The sequence below is a fragment of the Pseudomonas sp. KH_046_1 genome (assembly GCF_057839025.1).
The window spans coordinates 2352594-2370514 of record NZ_CM174481.1 but is presented as its reverse complement, the minus strand read 5'-3'; the positions used below and the strand labels follow the sequence as shown (position 1 = coordinate 2370514).

At 55.9% G+C, this 17921-nt stretch carries 19 protein-coding genes and 2 pseudogenes; 12 read left to right on the top strand and 9 right to left on the bottom strand.

Translation table 11 applies throughout. The features are described from left to right. The first annotated feature begins 193 nt into the window (after window positions 1–193). From treR to AC3IT9_RS11045, 3 genes are all read left to right on the top strand, one after another. A complete protein-coding gene (treR, locus tag AC3IT9_RS11055) occupies window positions 194–898 on the top strand; it encodes a trehalose operon repressor (protein ID WP_151213045.1) in 705 nt (234 codons plus the stop codon). Between the two features lie 537 nt (window positions 899–1435). Next, window positions 1436–1624 (top strand): hypothetical protein, encoded by a 189-nt coding sequence (locus AC3IT9_RS11050; protein ID WP_150752352.1) that lies wholly within the window; start codon window positions 1436–1438, stop codon window positions 1622–1624. After that, complete coding sequence (locus AC3IT9_RS11045) at window positions 1621–2352, top strand: CPBP family intramembrane glutamic endopeptidase (protein ID WP_489273039.1); 732 nt, start codon at window positions 1621–1623, stop codon at window positions 2350–2352. The genes AC3IT9_RS11050 and AC3IT9_RS11045 overlap by 4 nt, the downstream gene beginning before the upstream one ends. Before the next feature lie 268 nt (window positions 2353–2620). On the opposite strand, the gene AC3IT9_RS11040 is transcribed toward AC3IT9_RS11045, so the two are convergent. After that, on the bottom strand, window positions 2621–3994 hold the full coding sequence (locus AC3IT9_RS11040) for a transposase (RefSeq protein WP_489271786.1): 1374 nt from the start codon (window positions 3992–3994) through the stop codon (window positions 2621–2623). 289 nt (window positions 3995–4283) lie between these two features. Between AC3IT9_RS11040 and AC3IT9_RS11035 the strand changes: the two genes are divergently transcribed. Further along, complete coding sequence (locus tag AC3IT9_RS11035; protein WP_489273038.1) at window positions 4284–5933, top strand: DUF1254 domain-containing protein; 1650 nt, start codon at window positions 4284–4286, stop codon at window positions 5931–5933. A gap of 39 nt (window positions 5934–5972) precedes the next feature. Then, a complete protein-coding gene (locus AC3IT9_RS11030) occupies window positions 5973–7586 on the top strand; it encodes a DUF1254 domain-containing protein (RefSeq protein WP_489273037.1) in 1614 nt (537 codons plus the stop codon). A 331-nt stretch (window positions 7587–7917) separates the two neighbouring features. Here AC3IT9_RS11030 and AC3IT9_RS11025 read toward each other — a convergent pair whose 3' ends face one another. The 3 genes from AC3IT9_RS11025 to nirB all read right to left on the bottom strand — a co-directional run bounded on the left by AC3IT9_RS11025 (window position 7918) and on the right by nirB (window position 11407). Next, a complete protein-coding gene (locus tag AC3IT9_RS11025) occupies window positions 7918–8358 on the bottom strand; it encodes a CBS domain-containing protein (RefSeq protein ID WP_150727255.1) in 441 nt (146 codons plus the stop codon). Window positions 8359–8459: 101 nt separating this feature from the next. Further along, window positions 8460–8846, bottom strand: coding sequence for a nitrite reductase small subunit NirD (nirD, locus tag AC3IT9_RS11020; RefSeq protein WP_489273035.1), 387 nt, complete (start codon window positions 8844–8846; stop codon window positions 8460–8462). After that, window positions 8846–11407, bottom strand: coding sequence for a nitrite reductase large subunit NirB (gene nirB, locus AC3IT9_RS11015; protein ID WP_489273034.1), 2562 nt, complete (start codon window positions 11405–11407; stop codon window positions 8846–8848). The genes nirD and nirB overlap by 1 nt, the downstream gene beginning before the upstream one ends. Before the next feature lie 356 nt (window positions 11408–11763). Between nirB and AC3IT9_RS11010 the strand changes: the two genes are divergently transcribed. The 3 genes from AC3IT9_RS11010 to AC3IT9_RS11000 all read left to right on the top strand — a co-directional run bounded on the left by AC3IT9_RS11010 (window position 11764) and on the right by AC3IT9_RS11000 (window position 12711). After that, window positions 11764–11997, top strand: a complete 234-nt coding sequence (locus tag AC3IT9_RS11010; protein ID WP_489273033.1) for a hypothetical protein — start codon at window positions 11764–11766, stop codon at window positions 11995–11997. Window positions 11998–12017: 20 nt separating this feature from the next. Next, complete coding sequence (locus AC3IT9_RS11005; RefSeq protein ID WP_489273031.1) at window positions 12018–12359, top strand: hypothetical protein; 342 nt, start codon at window positions 12018–12020, stop codon at window positions 12357–12359. 109 nt (window positions 12360–12468) lie between these two features. Then, entirely contained in the window at window positions 12469–12711 is a 243-nt protein-coding gene (locus tag AC3IT9_RS11000) for a hypothetical protein (protein WP_151213052.1), read from the top strand. 209 nt (window positions 12712–12920) lie between these two features. On the opposite strand, the gene AC3IT9_RS10995 is transcribed toward AC3IT9_RS11000, so the two are convergent. After that, window positions 12921–13127: an excalibur calcium-binding domain-containing protein gene (locus tag AC3IT9_RS10995; RefSeq protein WP_489273030.1), complete on the bottom strand. Its 207-nt coding sequence runs from the start codon at window positions 13125–13127 to the stop codon at window positions 12921–12923. A 173-nt stretch (window positions 13128–13300) separates the two neighbouring features. On the opposite strand from AC3IT9_RS10995, the gene AC3IT9_RS10990 reads away from it, so the two are divergent. Both AC3IT9_RS10990 and AC3IT9_RS10985 read left to right on the top strand, forming a co-directional pair. Then, complete coding sequence (locus tag AC3IT9_RS10990; RefSeq protein WP_489273028.1) at window positions 13301–13480, top strand: hypothetical protein; 180 nt, start codon at window positions 13301–13303, stop codon at window positions 13478–13480. 19 nt (window positions 13481–13499) lie between these two features. Continuing rightward, window positions 13500–15557, top strand: coding sequence for an acyltransferase family protein (locus AC3IT9_RS10985; protein WP_489273027.1), 2058 nt, complete (start codon window positions 13500–13502; stop codon window positions 15555–15557). Between the two features lie 32 nt (window positions 15558–15589). Here the strand turns inward: AC3IT9_RS10985 and AC3IT9_RS10980 are convergent, their stop codons facing one another. Continuing rightward, a complete protein-coding gene (locus tag AC3IT9_RS10980) occupies window positions 15590–15718 on the bottom strand; it encodes a DUF2514 family protein (RefSeq protein ID WP_489273503.1) in 129 nt (42 codons plus the stop codon). A 166-nt stretch (window positions 15719–15884) separates the two neighbouring features. On the opposite strand from AC3IT9_RS10980, the gene AC3IT9_RS10975 reads away from it, so the two are divergent. After that, the gene (locus AC3IT9_RS10975; RefSeq protein ID WP_489273026.1) at window positions 15885–16115 is read left to right on the top strand and encodes a hypothetical protein; all 231 of its coding nucleotides are present in this window, start codon (window positions 15885–15887) and stop codon (window positions 16113–16115) included. A 27-nt stretch (window positions 16116–16142) separates the two neighbouring features. Here AC3IT9_RS10975 and AC3IT9_RS10970 read toward each other — a convergent pair whose 3' ends face one another. Beyond that, entirely contained in the window at window positions 16143–16721 is a 579-nt protein-coding gene (locus tag AC3IT9_RS10970; RefSeq protein WP_489273025.1) for a hypothetical protein, read from the bottom strand. 87 nt (window positions 16722–16808) lie between these two features. Further along, entirely contained in the window at window positions 16809–17168 is a 360-nt protein-coding gene (locus AC3IT9_RS10965) for a hypothetical protein (protein WP_489273024.1), read from the bottom strand. A 55-nt stretch (window positions 17169–17223) separates the two neighbouring features. Between AC3IT9_RS10965 and AC3IT9_RS10960 the strand changes: the two are divergent. Continuing rightward, window positions 17224–17739: pseudogene (locus tag AC3IT9_RS10960) on the top strand (DNA cytosine methyltransferase); the annotation flags it as partial. Here the strand turns inward: AC3IT9_RS10960 and AC3IT9_RS10955 are convergent. Beyond that, window positions 17737–17916 (bottom strand): annotated as a pseudogene (locus AC3IT9_RS10955) (beta-ketoacyl synthase N-terminal-like domain-containing protein); the annotation flags it as partial. The pseudogenes AC3IT9_RS10960 and AC3IT9_RS10955 overlap by 3 nt on opposite strands. Between the last annotated feature and the right edge of the window lie 5 nt (window positions 17917–17921).

Below are 17921 nucleotides of genomic sequence, written 5' to 3'. Positions count from 1 at the left end.
GCATGCCGAAGCGAAAAATACTCGTCTGTACGAGTTAAAGCAACAACTCGTACAGACGAGTTAGAATTTATTTATCGATGGCCCGCCCAGCGGCGATATTTGTGACAGCCACGATCGCCCCGCCATTTGTGCAATAGACAAACCCTCACGCGTTCCCTAAGGTTCCTCCCTTGAGCACAACGCAGCCATTCCCATGAGCAAATACAGCCAGATCTACAGCGATCTGCTTACCAGCATCACCACCGAACGACTGGAACGCGGCGCCCGGCTGCCTTCCGAAACCGAATTGATGGAGAGTTACCGGGCCAGTCGCGGTACTGTGCGCCAAGCCATAGAACTGCTTCAGGAACGCGGTTTCGCGCAAAAAATTCACGGTAAAGGCACCTTCGTGCTGTCGCCCAATCCGATCGAATTCCAGCTCGGCGGTATCGTCAGTTTCCAGGAAACCCACCCAAGGCTGGGCAATGACGTCAGCACCGAGGTAGTGGCGTTCGAGCAGTTCCCCCTGCAAGGTGCCTTGTGTGAACACCTGAAAGCCGAAGAAGGTAGCCTGATCACGCGGATCAAACGCGTGCGTCGAATCGATGGCAAACGGGTCATCCTCGACATCAACCACTTCGTCGCCGATCTTATTCCGGGGCTGAATTGCGAGATTGCCGAGCATTCGATCTATGCCTTCATCGAACAGACGCTGCAACTGCAAATCAGCTATGCCCAGCGCACCATCGAAGCCGTACCGCGAGGCAAGGACGACCAGCAGCACCTTGATCTTGAGGGGCAGAGCCATGTGATTGTGGTCAGCAACCAGACCTTTTTGCAGGACGGCCGGCAGTTCGAGTACACCGAGTCGCGGCATACCCTGGACAAGTTTTACTTTTCGGATGTGGCCAGGCGATGAAGGGGTATCAACATGCCTGCTGCAGAACAAGGTCAAGTCTTACCTTGATGTGGGTTATGACATAAAAGTTGATAAAGGATGCGAAATTGCACTCTACTTGACCACCCGCTTGCATTCGACCTGACCAGTCATTTTCATTCGTTCTGAGCACCGATTACATCGGATTTGACCAGCACGCTTTGTAACCATGATCGGCAGAGAACGGCCAAAAGCTGCCTTCCGCTCCCTGGATCAGACCGCTTTGCACGTCAACCAGGCTCCCCAGCGCCAGCACTAACTATCAGTACCTGCGCCGAGCTGGTGTTGCGCAGGATTCACTTTGGGTCGTTGCGGCCTGTTTCTGGATGCAAAACAGGGAAAGCCTTCCCGGACGAAGCAGGTCGCCAGGCCATCTTTTGCGCAAGGTTCAAGCAGCACTAATCCGAATCAACCAAATCAGCATGGTTTGACGCCTGAGGGTTATTGCATGCGTAGGCCCGTGTACCTCACTCTCCCTCTTTCAAACACATTGCAATGGATAGCACTGGGGAAATAGGGATGTTCGGCACACTCTTCAAACGCATCTACACAGGCAAGACTGCTTCGCTGGTTTCTCTCATGACATCAGCGGCCTGCGGAAGCGAGACATCAACTTTTCCCGATGCCGCAGCCAATGATCCGGTCACATTGTCAGCTTTTAACGAGCTGCCTCAGCATGTGCTTCAACTCTCACGGACAGCCAAATGATCGCAGAAGGACTTTCGCTGCTCATCGACTATGGCTTTTATCTGCTTCCTGGTCTTAGCCTCTGTGCCCTCTGGTTCCGTCTGACACCGAAGACACAGCCAGGTTTGCGCATAGTTATCCTGCTGCTTGGCTTCGTACTGATGCGCGATGTGATGACCCCGCTGCGCTTATGGTCCCTGAGTGGTGACGTGCAGATCAGCTTTGCTTCAAATCCGTTTGTCTTGGCCGCACTGGGCGTCCTGTCTTTGGCTATCGTCGCCGCGCTGGCAAGGATCGCACCAGAGCTATGGGGACTCATCGCCTGGAGTAAGGGCAATCGGGCTGTCGGACTCACTCTGGGCTTCGCTGCCGGGTATGCGATCGGCGTTCCGCTGCGGCTTTACCAAGGAATCGATATAGGCGAGATCGCGGGTTATTGGCCTTGGTTGCTGAGTATGGTCGTGCTGGCTTTCGGCGGCAATGCGCTAGAAGAGGTGCTGTTTCGCGGCTTCCTGCAAGGTCACCTCGAACACCACACCTCTGCGCTACGAGCAGCCCTGATCAGCGCTGTCGCCTTCGCAGCCTGCCATTCGTTCCTGGCGCTAAGCGTCACCCGGATTGGCTGGCCGATTTTACTGTTCACTCTGATTGAGGGTCTGGTCTGTTCTTTCGTCCGCATGCGCTACGGGGTAACCGCCGCCACAGCCGCACACGGGACTGCAATATTACTCATTGCCACGCCCATGTGATTGATCACAGGCGGGTAGCGCCATCGCCACTGCGCAGGGCGCTATTCCCCCTCAGAAGACTGGCGGTTCAGGGTCGATTTCTGTCAGCCGTGACAGGCAGATAACGGCCGATTCTGTTGAAAAAGTCGGATTTTCAGCTCGCCTGAACTCAGACACGACCACCACCGGAGAACCTACTCACCACATTGAGTGGTTTCTCGGCCCTTCGTTGAGCTTTGTAGCTCGGTTATTGGGTTGGTTTGAGGTTTTTTGCTTCGTGCAGGCGCACCTATCCCGTGGCAGGTGGCCCTTGAGATGTAAATTTGGCTAGCCGTCGTAGGTTCTGCACCGCAGCGGCCAGCGTGAATTCATCAGTCGCGCCACTCATGCCACGTAGTCGCAGGCGATCCAATTTCAGGATGCGCTTGAGGTGGGCAAACAACATTTCGACCTTTTTACGTTCGTGGCGAGAGCGCACGTACGCAGGTGTCGCTGCGATTCGCCGAGCCACATCGCGGGCGGCTTCATGGACGTTGCGAGCGATCTTGCGGAACGCAGTATTCGGGCAGCACTTGGCTTTCATCGGACAGGCAACGCAGTCGATCTGCCTGGATCGGAAGATGACGGTGTTGGCTTTGGTGACGTGCGAACGCTCGTTCTTGAAGGCTCGCCATTCGCTGCGCAATGGGTTGCCGGCCGGGCAGCGGTATTCCTCAGCCGCTTCATTCCAGTGGAAGTCGTTGCTCGAAAAACTGTCGTTCTTGCGCTCGGTTTTGTCCCACACCGGCACGTGTGGTTCGATGTTTTTTTCCTCCACCATCCAGGCCAACATCGGCGCTGTACCGTACGCGGTATCGCCGATGAGGCGTTCCGGCTTGATGTCGAACTGCGCTTCAACGCGATCGATCATCGTCTTGGTGCTCTCGACTTCGGCCGTGCGATGAGCTGGTGTGGGTTCCACATCCACGATGACTCCGTGCTCGGTATCGATCAGATAATTCGTGGAGTAAGCGTAAAACGCTGGGCCACCTGGAGCTGCGGTCCAGCGGGCTTGAGGATCAGTCAGCGATAGGCGCTTCGGTAGCGTTTCGGCCAGAGCCTCTTCATCGAGGGCTTCAAGGTACTCACGCACGGCGCGGGTGCTCAGGGCTGGATCGCTCCAGTTGACCGGTTCATCTCCTGGTACACCGCGCTGCCGGCTGGCATCTGCTTTGATGATGCTGGCGTCCACGGCAAAGCCTTCACCTTTTACCAAGCCTGCGTTCATGCAACGACGCAGCACTTCATTGAACAGCCAGCGAAAGAGATCGCTGTCCCGAAAGCGGCCGTGTCGATTTTTGGAAAAGGTCGAATGATTGGGGACTTCATCTTCAAGGCTCAACCGGCAGAACCAGCGATAAGCCAGGTTCAAATGCGCCTCTTCGCACAACCGCCGCTCTGAGCGAATGCCGTAGCAATAGCCCACGATCAGCATGCGGATCATCAGTTCGGGATCAATCGACGGACGCCCAATCGGGCTATAGAAATCGGCGAGGTAATGGCGCAGGTCGCTCAGATCGAGACACTGATCAATGCTGCGCAGAAGGTGATTGGCCGGGATGTGATCTTCAAGGTTGAACGAGTAAAAGAGTCGTTCCTGCCCACTCGATAACTGTCCCATCATGCTGCGTGCTTCCCTGCTGGCCAATGTAGAGATTTTGCCGCAGGCCAGACAGGGGAGCTACTTTTTCAACAGAATCGGCCAATAGCAGACTTTCAGCCGAAGGCAGCAGATGGCCAACCCGAGTCTCATTAGGCCAATTCAGACGATCGTATCTTCTGAAAACTTATATTTTCTTTCCGGCATTGAGGGAGCAGCCTACTAAACTACAGAGGGCGGAAAATCCAGTTCATTGTCAATGCATTGCTGTCGAAATCCGCTGCCTTCGCCTTATCCTCTCAGAGGACTCCCCATGAACTCTGACATGAAGCATCTCCTCAACCAAATTGTGCTGAGCGTTGCACTGTTCGGGACTCTTCAGTCATACGCCCTCGCACAGATACCACCCTCAATCGCCACGCCTGACAAAGTCGAATCACGAATTGGTACGTTGGAGTATAAGGACGGTGCGCCGAGCACTGAGACCGTGGCGAAGGTCTATGATTACCTCGATCTGATGCACGGCGTCGAAGCATTCATGAACGCCTACCAGGGCGCTTCGGTGGCATCGATCTTCAAAGGTATTGAGGCGGCTGGGGTACCGAACAACACCGCCCTGATCTTCTCAGAGTTGATGGATGCCAAATCCCGTTTTCTGACCGCTAATGCGGACACTATCTATTTCTTCGTCAATTTGGACGCCTCCAAGGGCCCCATCGTGATTGAGACACCACCACTGGCACTCGGTGTTGTCGACGACATGTGGTTCCGGTGGGTAACCGACTTCGGTCTGCCGGGTCCGGACCGGGGGGCGGGGGGCAAGTATCTATTTGTGCCGCCTGGCTACACGGGGGAATTGCCAGAAAGTGGCTACTTCGTTCAGAAACTGTCTACGACTCGTGCCACCCTACTTGGGCGCTCCTTTCTAGAGAAGAACGATCCGAAACCGGTGGTCGCGCGGATCAAGAATACGCTCAAGGTCTATCCCTACCTACCCGGCGGATACGGCACTAGCATCGGTTCTGCGCTGCAGGGGAAGGCGACGTTGGCGCACACGCCGGACCACAAACTGGATTGGGCCTTTCTGCGCCCCGTAGAGCCGGTGACGTTCACTGAAGGTAGCGGCAAGATTATAAACACGGTGCCACCCAGCGATTTCAGCTATTTCGAGCAGATCAATGATCTGGTGCAGAAGGAGCCGGCAGAGGCCCTCAATCCAGAAATCATGGGGTCGCTAGCGGCAATCGGCATTGTGAAAGGCAAGCCGTTCGAGCCAGATACGCGAATGAAGCAAATCCTGACGGAGGCGGCGGCCATCGGAACGGCGTCAGCCCGAACTCTCAATTGGCGACCACGACCAGCCGAGGGGTTCGCTTATTATTCCGACTCTGCCTGGTCGATGATGCTTTGGGTCGGTGGGTACAACTTCGAAACTCCGCCACCACAGGTCAGCGCCGAAGGCGCCATCACACCTTACCCTCCCACCGGTGCCCGAACGCTCAACGCTCGCACGGCATTCTTCTTCTATGCCACCTACATCACCCCGGCAATGATGATGCGATTGACCGCCATTGGCTCGCAGTACATTGGCGCTTTCGTGGACTCCAATGGCGAATACTTCGACGGCGGCAAGACCTACAAAGTGACGCTACCACCCAATATCCCCGCCGAGAAGTTTTGGTCCCTGACCGTTTACGACAACCAGTCGCGCTCGATGCTCGATACTCCGCAACGCTACCCGAGAGCAGGCAGCCAGAGCTATCCGACGCCTGCCGCCCAACCGAATACAGATGGTTCCACGACGGTTTACTTCAGTCCCTCGCTGCCTGAAGGGGTCAACAGTGGTAACTGGATTCAGACCACTGCCGGCAAGGGGTGGAGCGTGATGCTGCGTCTCTACAGTCCGCTTGAACCGTTCTTTACCAAGGCCTGGCGTCCGAGCGAAATAGAATTAGTGAAGTAGTTCAACGACATTTAATTGCACCTTAAAAGGAGCAAAGCATTGAACAAGTCATATTACGCAAGCTTCGGATTATGGGTGGCGCTGGTGACACCCATATCGGCAGTGGAGCAAGTGTCCGAGCAAACGCGAGCATCGATCTCAACGCCTGACAGGGTCGAAACGCGTATCGGCGCGCTTGACTTCAAGGACGGCGCACCGGACCAGGCCACACTCGACAAGGCCTACGACAACCTTGACTTCACCTACGCGCAGCGCGCTTTCGCGGACACCTATCAGGGTGTAAGTCTCCACGCGATCCGCAAGGGGTTGCAGAGTGTCGGGGTGAAAGACAATGAAGCCATCATCTTCTCCGAGTTGATGGATTCCAAGTCACTTTTTTTGACCACCAATGCCGACACGATCTACGCAGTGGGTGCTCTCGATCTGACAAAGGGCCCCATGGTGCTGGAGACGGCACCGGGAATACTCGGCGCGATCCAGGATTACTGGTTCGGTTGGATTGTCGATATTGGCTTGCCTGGACCCGATCGTGGCGAGGGTGGCAAGTACCTGATCGTGCCGCCGGGCTACAACGGCCCCCTTCCCGAAGGTGGGTTCACCATTGCCCATTCGCCCACCAACCATGTGATGTGGTTCGCCCGTTCATTTCTAGCTGACCACAATGACCCGAAGCCGGTGGCTGACGGTATTCGCAAAGCCACGAAGATCTATGCCTACGAGCCGGGCGGCGCTGGCACCGCCATCGCCGAATTTCTATCGGGAAAAGCGCCGTTTGCGCGGATCAGTCCGTCGACGCCAGCGGTGTTTCATGAAGCAAGCGGCATGGCGATGAACACCATTGCGCCAAACGATTTCAGCTATTTCGAATTGCTCAACGAGGTCGTCCAGCAGGAACCGGCCAGTTCCCTCGACCCGGAGTTGATGGGGCCGATCGCCGCCATCGGCATCATCAAGGGCAAGCCTTTTACACCCGATGCACGGATGAAAAAAATCCTCACCGAAGCAGTCACCACTGCCAATGCCATCTCACGCAGCCTGTTCATGAAGCCGCGTGATGCCAGTTGGTACTACTACCCCAACTCGACTTGGTTTAACCCGCTTTTCGTTTCCGGCTATCAATTCGAAACGCCGATTCCAATGATTACGCGCGAAGGTGCCAAGCCCTTCCCACCCACAGGCTATCGCCAAATGGACGCCCGCCGTTGGTACTTCTATGGCGTGACCGGCATCACACCTGCTATGGCCATGCGTGTGCCAGGGATCGGCTCGCAATACCTTTTCGCTACGGTCGATGCCGACAAGGATTACTTCGACGGCGCCAAGACCTACAAAGTATCGCTGCCCAAGGGGATTCCGGAGTCGAATTTCTGGTCGCTGACGCTCTACGACAACCAAACACGCTCGATGCTCGACACGCCACAGCGCTATCCGCGCGCCGGTAGCCAGAGCTATCCATCGCCCTCTGCCGAGGCAAGTGGCGATGGCTCCACCACGGTGTATTTCGCTGCGACACAACCCAGTGGAGTGAGCGCTGGTAATTGGATTCAAACCGATCCTAAGAAAGGTTTTTTTGTCATCCTGCGCCTTTATAGCCCCACGGAACCGTTCTTTGCCAAGCAATGGCGGCCGAGCGAAATCGAACAGGTGAAGTGAACGCCTCAACGCACCCAGGAGGCGCAACTACGGAGCTTTCCTGTGAGCAGGCTCACTGGTGGCTGTTTTGTGACATACATCAATCGGCAAATAGATGCCTGTCTGAAGGGCAGCTTAGGGTCGTTCTCTGCCGGTCATGGCCACGCAGCGTGATGGTCAAATCCGATGCAAATGATTGGTCAGGTCGAATGCAAATGGGTGGGCAAGTCCGTGCAATTACCTATAAAGGAAACTTCAGTAAGCCGTGCGGTTACGATAGGGATGTTTATAACGGGTTGTTTACCCTGGTCCTGTACTCATAAGCTTTCGATCCACCCTGCCCCCGGTCGTTTCAATGCCCGCGAATGTAGTGTTCCAGTTGCCGGATCAGCTCGGCCTGCTCGACGATGGCTTCTTTGACCAGATCACCAATCGACAACAGGCCAATCAGTTGGTCGCCCTCCACCACCGGTAGATGGCGCAGATGACTGTCGGTCATGACCGCCATGCAACGTTCAATGCTCTGCTGACTGTCTGCTGTCACGACGGGCGCGCTCATGATGGCCCGGACCGGCGTACCGACCGAAGAGCGCCCCTGTAGAACGACCTTGCGCGCATAGTCGCGTTCGCTGATAACGCCGACCACCTGCCCCTCCTCTATGACGGGCAGAGCACCGACATTTTTTTCCGCCATCATCTTCAACGCTTCAAGCACCATCTGGTCTGGCGCGATGCTATGCACCCGCCGGTTCTGCACGGCCTTGAGCTTCAGCAGTTGTGCGGCTGTTTTCATACGAACCTCCGATACTGTTTGTCATTGATCATCGACTCCGCCGGAGCCTGGCATACATCATTAATAGAATGAGCGCTCAGACCCCGGCGAAATCCAGGTGGTCAGGCCACCGCGACCTCCACCTTGCCTCCGCTCAGCCGCACCGGCCAGACCCGCAGGCGCTGCTGCGGATACTCCAGGCAACTGCCGTCCTCAAGGCGGAAATGCTGTTTGTAGAGTGGCGAGGCAATCACCAGATCGCCCTTGATGCTGCCGATCAGCCCGCGACCGATGACATTCGCCCCGGATTGCGGGTCATGATTATCGATGGCATAGAGGGTCTTGCCGTCGGCAGCCGGCAGGTAGAACAGCGCCACTTGTGCACCGTCGAGCCAGACGACGACGCCGGAGTTACTCACCAGATCCTCCTGGCTGCACACCGCTTGCCAGGCATCGGGATTGACCAGGGAGGGACTGGAATAGGCTCGCTGGGTATCGGACTGGCTCATCAGACAATCTCCTCGATGACAGGGATAAGGTGGAGTTCAGCGGCCATGATCGGCCGGCGCTGGCCGCGCTCCTGGACAAAATGGATGTCCGGGTCCGGGCGTTGATCGTTGACGAAGGTGCGGAAGCGCTTGAGTTTTTCCGGGTCTTTCAGGGCGTTGGCCCATTCGCATTCGTAGCGGTTGACCACCAGTTGCATCTGCGATTCGAGCTCAAGGCCAAGCCCCAGGCTGTCGTTGATGACCACGTCCTTGAGGTAATCCAGGCCACCCTCCAGGCTCTCGCGCCAGACCGAGGTGCGCTGCAATTTGTCGGCGGTGCGGATGTAGAACATCAGGAACCGGTCGATGTAACGGATCAGGGTGGCGTCATCGAGGTCGGTGGCGAACAACTCGGCGTGGCGCGGGCGCATGCCGCCGTTACCGGCCACATAGAGGTTCCAGCCTTTCTCGGTGGCGATCACGCCCACGTCCTTGCTCTGCGCCTCGGCGCACTCACGGGTGCAACCGGAAACCGCGAACTTGAGCTTGTGCGGCGAACGCAGGCCTTTGTAGCGGTCCTCGAGGGTCAGGGCCATTTGCACGCTGTCCTGTACGCCATAACGGCACCAGGTGCTGCCGACGCAGGACTTCACCGTGCGGGTCGATTTGCCATAGGCGTGCCCGGTTTCGAAACCGGCCTCGATCAACTCGGACCAGATGTCCGGCAACTGATGCAGTTGAGCGCCGAACAGGTCGATGCGCTGCCCGCCGGTGATTTTGGTGTAGAGGTCATATTTCTTCGCTACCACACCAATCGCGATCAGCTTGTCGGCTGTGATTTCACCCCCGGCGATGCGTGGCACCACCGAATAGGTGCCGTTTTTCTGCATGTTGGCCATGAAGGTGTCGTTGGTGTCCTGCAACGGCACCAGCGACGTGTCCGTGATCGGCTGGTTCCAGCACGAGGCGAGAATCGAACCCACCGCCGGTTTGCAGACGTCGCAACCGGTATGGCCACGGCCGTGCTTGGCCAACAGTTCGTCGAAGGTGATCACCCCTTCTACCCGCACCAGCGCATAAAGCTCCTGACGGGTGTAGGCGAAGTGTTCGCACAGGCTCTTGTCGACACTGACGCCACGGGCAATCAGTTCATGCTCGAAGACTTGCTTGAGCAACCCGGCGCAACCGCCGCAGCCGGTACAGGCCTTGGTCTGCGACTTGAGCTGGCCCAGGTCGGTGCAGCCGCCGTCGATGGCCGAACAAATGGAGCCCTTGGTGACGTTATGGCATGAGCACACCGTGGCCGACTCGGGCAGCGCACCCGGGCCCAGGGTCGGCGCGCCTTCGGAGGACGGCAGAATCAGGTTGGCGGGTTCTGCTGGCAAGGCGATGCCGTTCTGCATGTATTGCAGCAGGGTGTCGTAATAGCTGTTGTCACCCACCAGCACTGCACCGAGCACGTGTTTGCCACTGGCATCCACCACCAGGCGGCGATAGCTGGCGCTGGTTTCGTCGATGAATTGATAGCTGCGCGCGCCCGGGGTGTTGCCGTGGGCGTCGCCGATGGAACCGACATCCACCCCCAGCAGCTTGAGCTTGGTCGACATGTCGGCACCGGTGAACGGCTCGGCGACTTCGTTGCACAGACGGGCCGCGACGCTGCGCGCCATCTGGTAGCCCGGTGCGACCAGGCCGAACAGGCTGCCGTTCCATGAAGCGCATTCACCGATGGCGTAGATGTTCGAGTCGCAACTGAGGCACGTGTCGTCGATCACCACGCCACCGCGCGGACCGATCTCCAGCGCGCATTGACGAGCCAGCGCGTCTTGAGCGCGGATACCGGCGGAAAACACGATCAGGTCGGTTTCGAGGAATTCGTCGTTGGCGAAATTCATGCGATAGCGGTACTGCTCGCCCGCACTGATCGATTGAGTGGCACGGGACAGGTGTACACCGACGCCCAATCGTTCGATCTGCGCCTTGAGCGCCTGGCCACCGAGGTCATCCAGCTGTACTGGCATCAAGCGCGGCGCGAATTCCACCACGTGGGCTTCAAGGCCCAGGCTCTTCAACGCGTTCGCGGCTTCCAGCCCCAGCAAGCCACCGCCGACCACCACGCCGCGCCGGGCATTGGCCGCCGCAGCCCGAATGGCATCGAGGTCTTCCAGGGTGCGATAGACCAGACGCGACTCACCTTCGGCGCCTTCGATTGGCGGAACAAACGGATATGAACCGGTGGCCAGGACCAATTTGTCATACGTGACGCAACCTTGCTCGGTGACCACCTGGCGACGGACGCGGTCGATTTCCAATACCGGCACACCCAGATGCAGCGTAACGCCGGGCGTCTGGTAAAGCGACGCATCGGACAGCGCCAGCGACTCGGCATCACGATCGGAGAAGTACTCGGAAAGATGCACACGGTCATAGGCGCGCATCGGCTCCTCACTGAAGACGTGCAGCCGGTAATGCTCAAGCGCTCCCCGCTCGATCAGCTGTTCGACACAATGATGTCCGACCATGCCATTACCGATCACGATCAGCGTTTGCATCTTGTTCAACGTGGCAACATTGGAATTCATAGAAAGCACCCAGCCCGAGCCAATCACGGTTTTAAAAGCAAAAAAAAACGCCTGAAACCTTTCGGTTCCAGGCGTCTTTGCCTGTTCTTTTGCGGTGTTGAAACCAGGCATCTATGCCTGATCCACCGATGCTGCCCACGACCTGTTCGGCCAATCGATCGTCGTTGACCGAGGGGGCTGTCCACACGAATGCTCTCCAGGTGGACCTGATGACAGCCTTGCAGCCTTTGTGCCAGTCAGCCACAGAGAGGCTTCAACTATCTGGAAACACGGACTCTTGAGCCAGGGGGGATTGTCACGGCGACTGCTGTCCAGGCGCGTTTCGGCAAGTGTGAGCCGACTTCCAGGGAAGGCGAATGGTCAAGGGCAACCGTTCGAGACGCTGGAGCAACCGCAGGCGAAAGCGCTTTGCGACGCTTCCGACTGGTGCGTTGTTACGCATGGCGCTTTATAAAAGTGCATGTACATCGGTGATGCCGAGCGCGTGGCGCAAGCGGGTTGCGTTCGTCATGCTGACTCCAATGTCGCGACACTTGTCATTCGGCGATAAACACCAGGAACGCGCCTACACTGAAATGAAGAACGATTGAGAGGACATGGAGCTCCACACATGCGCACTAGCGCCCTTGTGATACTCCTTATCAGCTATGCCGTGCTGATGGTGGTTTTTTTCAAGCTGAATGCTCGAAACAATCGACGTCGCAGAGAAACTCTTTACGAAGCCTTTGAAACTACAATGCAACAGCATGGGATCAAGTCTTTCGAGATCCTCAAGGAAAGTATTTATATCGGTAACAACTTTCGGCCATCAAAACTGTACCGGGTATTGTTAGACGATTCAGGGCACTTCTTTCTTTACTTGCACGCCAGCAATACACAGCCAACTTTAATGCCGCTGACCGAGGAGCGAGCGTTACAAGCTGCACAGGGTGAGATCGGAATTCAGGCATAGACCATCGCAACCGCTACCACCAGGGACCATGAAGAGGTGGCGCTTACCCGGCCCAGCGCCGGGCTTTTTGCCACCTGCTACGCTTTTCTTAGACACAGGAGAAGCGGCCATGCCCCTACCAGACGATCCTACCCCCGCCCTACTCAGCCGACTCAATCAGAACATCATGGCCTTGGGTTGCGCCATTGAAGAAATAGGCATTTGGATCAAACAACGCGGATCCACGGAAGTGTCCATCCGTATTGAGGATCATCTGGCCGTGATCACCGCAAATGCGGACTTCATAGCTGAAACCATTGCCGAACTGATTGCCAGGTGTGAGCCTGAAGAAGAGGAAGATCCCGAGGACTGAGCTCTCAGCATCGCCATGGTGGCAACTGTCGTCCGATGGGCGCTGCGTTCCCCCGAACCTCTTCATACCAACAGTCACCTCTGGGGAGAGTGTGTGTAACGCAACTGGCGAGTTGAACCAATAAAACGTACCTCACCTTCAAACGTGCCTTACGCCCTCCATCAGAATTCCACAATCCACCTACTAGCTTGCCGGTGAACGGCGAATAGTCACTGGCACCACTGCGCCTCACAGGGTACTCCGTCGTTGTCGCCGTCCATTTCCATTCCTGGGCAATTACGCAGAAAGTTTTTGGCCTCTGCGCACGAGGTCATCTGCGAGCAATATTTGCGCCCATCGCATTTGACTGGAGCCGAAACAGACTTCGGCGCAGCCACTACCGAAGCGGTTCCGGACCTGAATATTAGCGAAATCACAAGGTAGTTTTGCGCAATCGAATGCCCATAAGAGCTTACAAGTGCGTGAGAAAGTCACGCAAAAGTCACGCTCGCCATATTACCCCCCCCTCCTCGGCGTCCTGCCGAACAGCTACTTCCAATCTCCCCTACATTGACGACTGCTACGCTGAAATCTCCACGGAGGATTCACGATGCCAAATTCTGATCTGCTCCCGTCCCTGCTATTCAAGATCAATGAAAATCAGCTCGCCTTGGAAGCCGCCATCATGCAGCTTTCGAACTGGGTCGAGCAGCGCGGTGCGGCCGATGTTGCCGACAACGTGCGCGGCGCCCTGGAAGCCATCGACAAGAACGAAGAGTTAATTAAATAAACATGGAGCAAAACCGACAATGACGTCTCTTGCCGAGCCGGCCAGCCCGCTATTGACCCAAGATATTCACAGTACGAAGTACCGGCCGGACATTGATGGCCTGCGAGCAATCGCCGTCCTGTCCGTGGTCGGCTTTCACGCCTTCCCGGCATGGGTGACTGGCGGCTTCATCGGCGTGGATATTTTCTTCGTGATTTCCGGGTACCTGATCACCACCATCCTGCTTGAAGGCTTGGCGCGCGGGTCGTTCAGCATTCCGGATTTCTACGCTCGGCGCGTCAACCGCATATTCCCGGCCTTGCTGACCGTGATGATCGCCAGCTATGCATTCGGTTGGCTGACACTGTTCACCGATGAGTTCCAGCAGCTCGGCAAACACATTGCTGGCGGCTCCGCCTTTATATCCAACCTGGTTCTGTGGAACGAAAGCGGGTACTTCGACACGTCGGCCGAGATAAAGCCGTTCCTGCATCTATGGTCATTGGGCATTGAAGAGCAGTACTACATCTTCTGGCCGGTGATCATGTGGGCCGCTTGGAAAAAACAGTTAAACCTGCTGACCATCGCGGTGTTGTTGCTCGGCGCGTCGTTCACCCTGAACATGGAGAACATCAGGGAAAACCCTACGTTCACCTTCTATATGCCTCAGACCCGTTGTTGGGAACTGTTGATCGGCTCCGTGCTGGCCTACCTGTCGCTCTATAAAATCTCGGCATTTGATCAAGCCTTTGAGGCAGTTGACCAATTTTTAGCCAAGATCATTCACAAGCCGGTTCCGGTAGAGAGCGGCCAAACAATCAGAAACGTCCTGTCCTTTATCGGGTTTGGCCTCATTGCCTACGGCCTGGCAACCATCACCAAGGACGACCAATTTCCCGGGTGGCGCGCAATTCTCCCAACGGTCGGTACCTCGTTGATCATCGCCGCCGGCACGCGGTCGTACCTCAATCGCTCGATACTTTCCAACAAAGTGATGGTGTGGGTCGGCCTGATCAGCTTCCCACTGTACCTGTGGCACTGGCCGCTGCTGACTTTCGCCCGAATCATTGAAGGCGATATGCCGTCACGCAACATCCGAATTGCAATGGTGCTCCTGTCGTTTGCCCTGGCGTGGATCACCTTTAAGGTTATCGAGAAGCCAATCCGCAACAACCGCAACAAGTACACAACCGCCATTCTGACCGTTGCCATGGTAGCAGTGGGGCTCACGGGATTTGTCACCTACAAACTGCAAGGTTTGCCCAATCGTTCGAGCATTCAAAGCATGAACAAGGCGCTTTCCCAGTTCTCCGGCCCGCTCTGGAAATACGCCACCAATGAGCTGTGCTTGCAAAAATATCCGTACGAGGAAAAGAAGGACTTTGACTGGTGGTTCTGCGCTACTAACAAAGACGCCGATCCTACCTTGCTGTTGTTCGGCAGCAGCTATGTAAACCATCTCTACCCTGGTCTGGCGCACAACAAGGACTTTGAAAAAAACACAGTCCTCTCCCTGGGAACTTGTGGCGTTGGTTCGCCAGATTACTCTGACAAAACAATCCTTGGTGGCAAGGACCCATGCACGGGCTACCGGCCTGACCGCCAAGAGAAGTTTATTTTTGATGTGGTGAAAAACGCGGGGACTGTCAAGTACGCCATTATCGGCGGGCTCATCAAAGCACCGTACAGCGACTACATAACCAGTGTTGAAAAGCGGGTGGATTACCTGTTGAAGCAAAATATTAAAGTAATTATTTTCATCCCTCACATGACATTCGATTACGACATCAAGAAGTGCTTTACTCGTCCGATATCGTCAGGCTTGAGCGCTTCGTGCTCAACCGGAATCGAGAAAAAAGAGGCGATTGATAAAAGCTTCAAGCCTCTGATGGATGAAATATTGCGTCTGCATCCACAAGTGAAATTCTTCGACCAAAACGAACTGTTCTGTAAAACAGGGAAATGCTCGATGATTCTTGATGGCATGCCGATCTTTAGAGACCAGTTCTTCCACTACTCGGAATATGCCAGCGAGAAAATGAGCGAAGAGTTTTCATCTTGGGCGAAAACAAACGCTCCTGACATTTTCAATCCGTAACACTCCATCCGTAGCCCCTACAACGCCGCGCATTATCTTGCGCGGCGTTGCTCCTGCCTCCCGAGGCCATCATAGGCTTGCTCACACGTCATTCCCCTTGCTCTGGCCTGGTCAGCAATTGCAGCCAGGTCGCCCGCTCGCTTGTCAGCGCGCTTGAACACGTCGGCAAGCACAGCGGCGGCGCTGGCAGCTGCCTTGCTTGCGGAGGCAGTGCAGGAATTGCCGCTGGCTTCCGGCTCCATACCGGTCACCCGTAGTACCCCAGCACACCCCAAATTGCCACTGTCGCATCCGGTCACGGAGGGCGGCGCCTGACTGGAGAGAGCTGTGACCCCTCAATTCGAAAGCCCCAACGGGCTATGGCGGCGACTGGGCTACGCCATTGAGCGAGGCCCGCGCGGCGAACGCACGATTCGCCGACCAGACGGTTCAACGGTAAGCATCGATACCGAGCATGGTCGCCACACCGGTGAAGTGGTTGCCGCAAGACAAGAGCTCGCGCGCCTGCCGCACGGCGAAAGCGAGTGCAAGGCCGCACAGATCGACATCTTCGCCTGACCCACTCTCACCCATTGAGCTGAGCGATCACCAGGTACAGATAAGCTGTGCGGTTCCTGCAGGTACAAAAACCTCCGCTTTCTTGTCTACAGGCCAGAAGAGCCGATACTCAGCTTGCCACTCATCAAGATCTGATTTCAGAAAATGATTCCGCTGATGGCCGGATGTGTATTTGCAGGGGCCTGCCTCTGAAACCACTCCAAGTTGATCGTCTAGATGTCTCTTCAAAAGGTCCATGTCTACGATTTTAATGCACGCTTTCTTCTTCATTTTTCGCGCAAGAACACCTGTGAGCCTGCTGCTGAATGAAAGAATAAGGCCGTCATTTTCGTAATAATCTGCATTTGTTATGTCAGGAAACGGCTCGTCGTCAACCACGCACCCCACGAAAGTAAAATCTTTGATTATCGAGCCTGGCCCAACCTTCAAAAAAGGTCCGAGAGTAGTCAGATCAACTTCAGACTTATGAATGAGATTTTCGTCTGGCGTAAATATTCCGCCCCTTTCTATACGCCTGTAGAAACTGGCCGGATTGATCGGTACTTCCCCCCCATTTATCCATGTCTCTGCATGCCAATGCTCGTTTAGGTACAGATACAGACTCATAGCCTCCTCCATTTCCGGCTCCATGCCGGGCCGAACACAAATACCCCACTTCAACAAACCACGCTAGCCGGCGAAACGCCTGGCCCTTTAGCGTTCTTTGTGGAGGATCGAAGAAATAGCAGAGATCACGATATCCACATGCTCTTTCTTCGATAGCCCGACTCTCGGCCATTTGTGTTGAGGATCAATGTTTACCGGTTGGCCGGTTTCAAGACGCAGCCTTTCAACAAGTGAAGCCATTGAGTCTTCTGACTGCTCAGCTTTTGCGGCTAGATTTTTAACTTCGAACGCAATCTCTGCCAAATTCCCTGAAGCGAGGTTGCGAGAGTAAAGGGTGGCGAACCTTGTCGATCCTGTCCTGAATCGAACTCCATTTCCGCTATCCAGTGGCTGAGCCACTCCGAGCAATTCGGAAAGCTGTGCCTGTGCATCGCTGAATACACCCATTTACGAATCTCCTTTTCAAAAAATCACGTTGCAATACAACGGCGAGGATACGTCTATGTCCGCACAACAGAAGAAACACCCCTTCGATTTCAAAACTCAATACGGACTTGGCTTAAGCACTCAGGATGATGAAATCGTAGTCGATTTCTTCTGCGGTGGTGGCGGTGCCGGTACCGGACAAGAAAGGGGCCTGGGTCGCGCGGTGAATGTCGCGAAGAACCACAGCGCCAGCGCGATCAACATGCACACCGTGAATCACCCGGGCGCCGTGCATTACACGACCGACGTGTTCGATGGTGATCCGGACACCGAGTGTGGCGGCAAGACCGTTGGCTGGTTCTACATGTCACCTGACTGCACGCACCACAGCCAAGCCGCCAGCGGGCAGCCGCACAAACGCGAGATCCGCAATATGTCGTGGATCGGCGTGAAGTGGGTCGGCAAGAAAAAACCTCGCGTCATCAGCCTGGAAAACGTGAAGCAGATCTTGCAGTGGGGGGCATTGATCGCCAAGCGTTGCAAGTCCACCGGCCGTGTCGTGAAGCTGGGTGGCGGTGTCGCTGCACCTGGTGGGTACCTGGCCGCCTACTGCAACGCCCGTACCCTCAGTAATATCGTCGGGCAGGTTACGAATGCCAGAACGCCCAGCCAGCAGTCTCTTCCAGACTTCTTCTACTCCGCACCCCAGAGGCCCGACAATTCCGACGCCCGCGACTACGATTCGCTTTTGACCTTCGAGATTAATCATTGAAC

Coding starts and splice junctions, on each gene's coding strand:
- AC3IT9_RS11000 (WP_151213052.1), top strand. CDS start 12,469: ATGCCCCTACCAGACGATCCTACCCCCGCCCTACTCAGCCGACTCAAT.
- nirB (WP_489273034.1), bottom strand. CDS start 11,407: ATGAATTCCAATGTTGCCACGTTGAACAAGATGCAAACGCTGATCGTG.
- treR (WP_151213045.1), top strand. CDS start 194: ATGAGCAAATACAGCCAGATCTACAGCGATCTGCTTACCAGCATCACC.
- AC3IT9_RS11045 (WP_489273039.1), top strand. CDS start 1,621: ATGATCGCAGAAGGACTTTCGCTGCTCATCGACTATGGCTTTTATCTG.
- AC3IT9_RS10990 (WP_489273028.1), top strand. CDS start 13,301: ATGCCAAATTCTGATCTGCTCCCGTCCCTGCTATTCAAGATCAATGAA.
- AC3IT9_RS11035 (WP_489273038.1), top strand. CDS start 4,284: ATGAACTCTGACATGAAGCATCTCCTCAACCAAATTGTGCTGAGCGTT.
- AC3IT9_RS10985 (WP_489273027.1), top strand. CDS start 13,500: ATGACGTCTCTTGCCGAGCCGGCCAGCCCGCTATTGACCCAAGATATT.
- AC3IT9_RS11050 (WP_150752352.1), top strand. CDS start 1,436: ATGTTCGGCACACTCTTCAAACGCATCTACACAGGCAAGACTGCTTCG.
- AC3IT9_RS11040 (WP_489271786.1), bottom strand. CDS start 3,994: ATGATGGGACAGTTATCGAGTGGGCAGGAACGACTCTTTTACTCGTTC.
- AC3IT9_RS10965 (WP_489273024.1), bottom strand. CDS start 17,168: ATGGGTGTATTCAGCGATGCACAGGCACAGCTTTCCGAATTGCTCGGA.
- AC3IT9_RS11010 (WP_489273033.1), top strand. CDS start 11,764: ATGGTCAAGGGCAACCGTTCGAGACGCTGGAGCAACCGCAGGCGAAAG.
- nirD (WP_489273035.1), bottom strand. CDS start 8,846: ATGAGCCAGTCCGATACCCAGCGAGCCTATTCCAGTCCCTCCCTGGTC.
- AC3IT9_RS11005 (WP_489273031.1), top strand. CDS start 12,018: ATGCGCACTAGCGCCCTTGTGATACTCCTTATCAGCTATGCCGTGCTG.
- AC3IT9_RS11025 (WP_150727255.1), bottom strand. CDS start 8,358: ATGAAAACAGCCGCACAACTGCTGAAGCTCAAGGCCGTGCAGAACCGG.
- AC3IT9_RS10970 (WP_489273025.1), bottom strand. CDS start 16,721: ATGAGTCTGTATCTGTACCTAAACGAGCATTGGCATGCAGAGACATGG.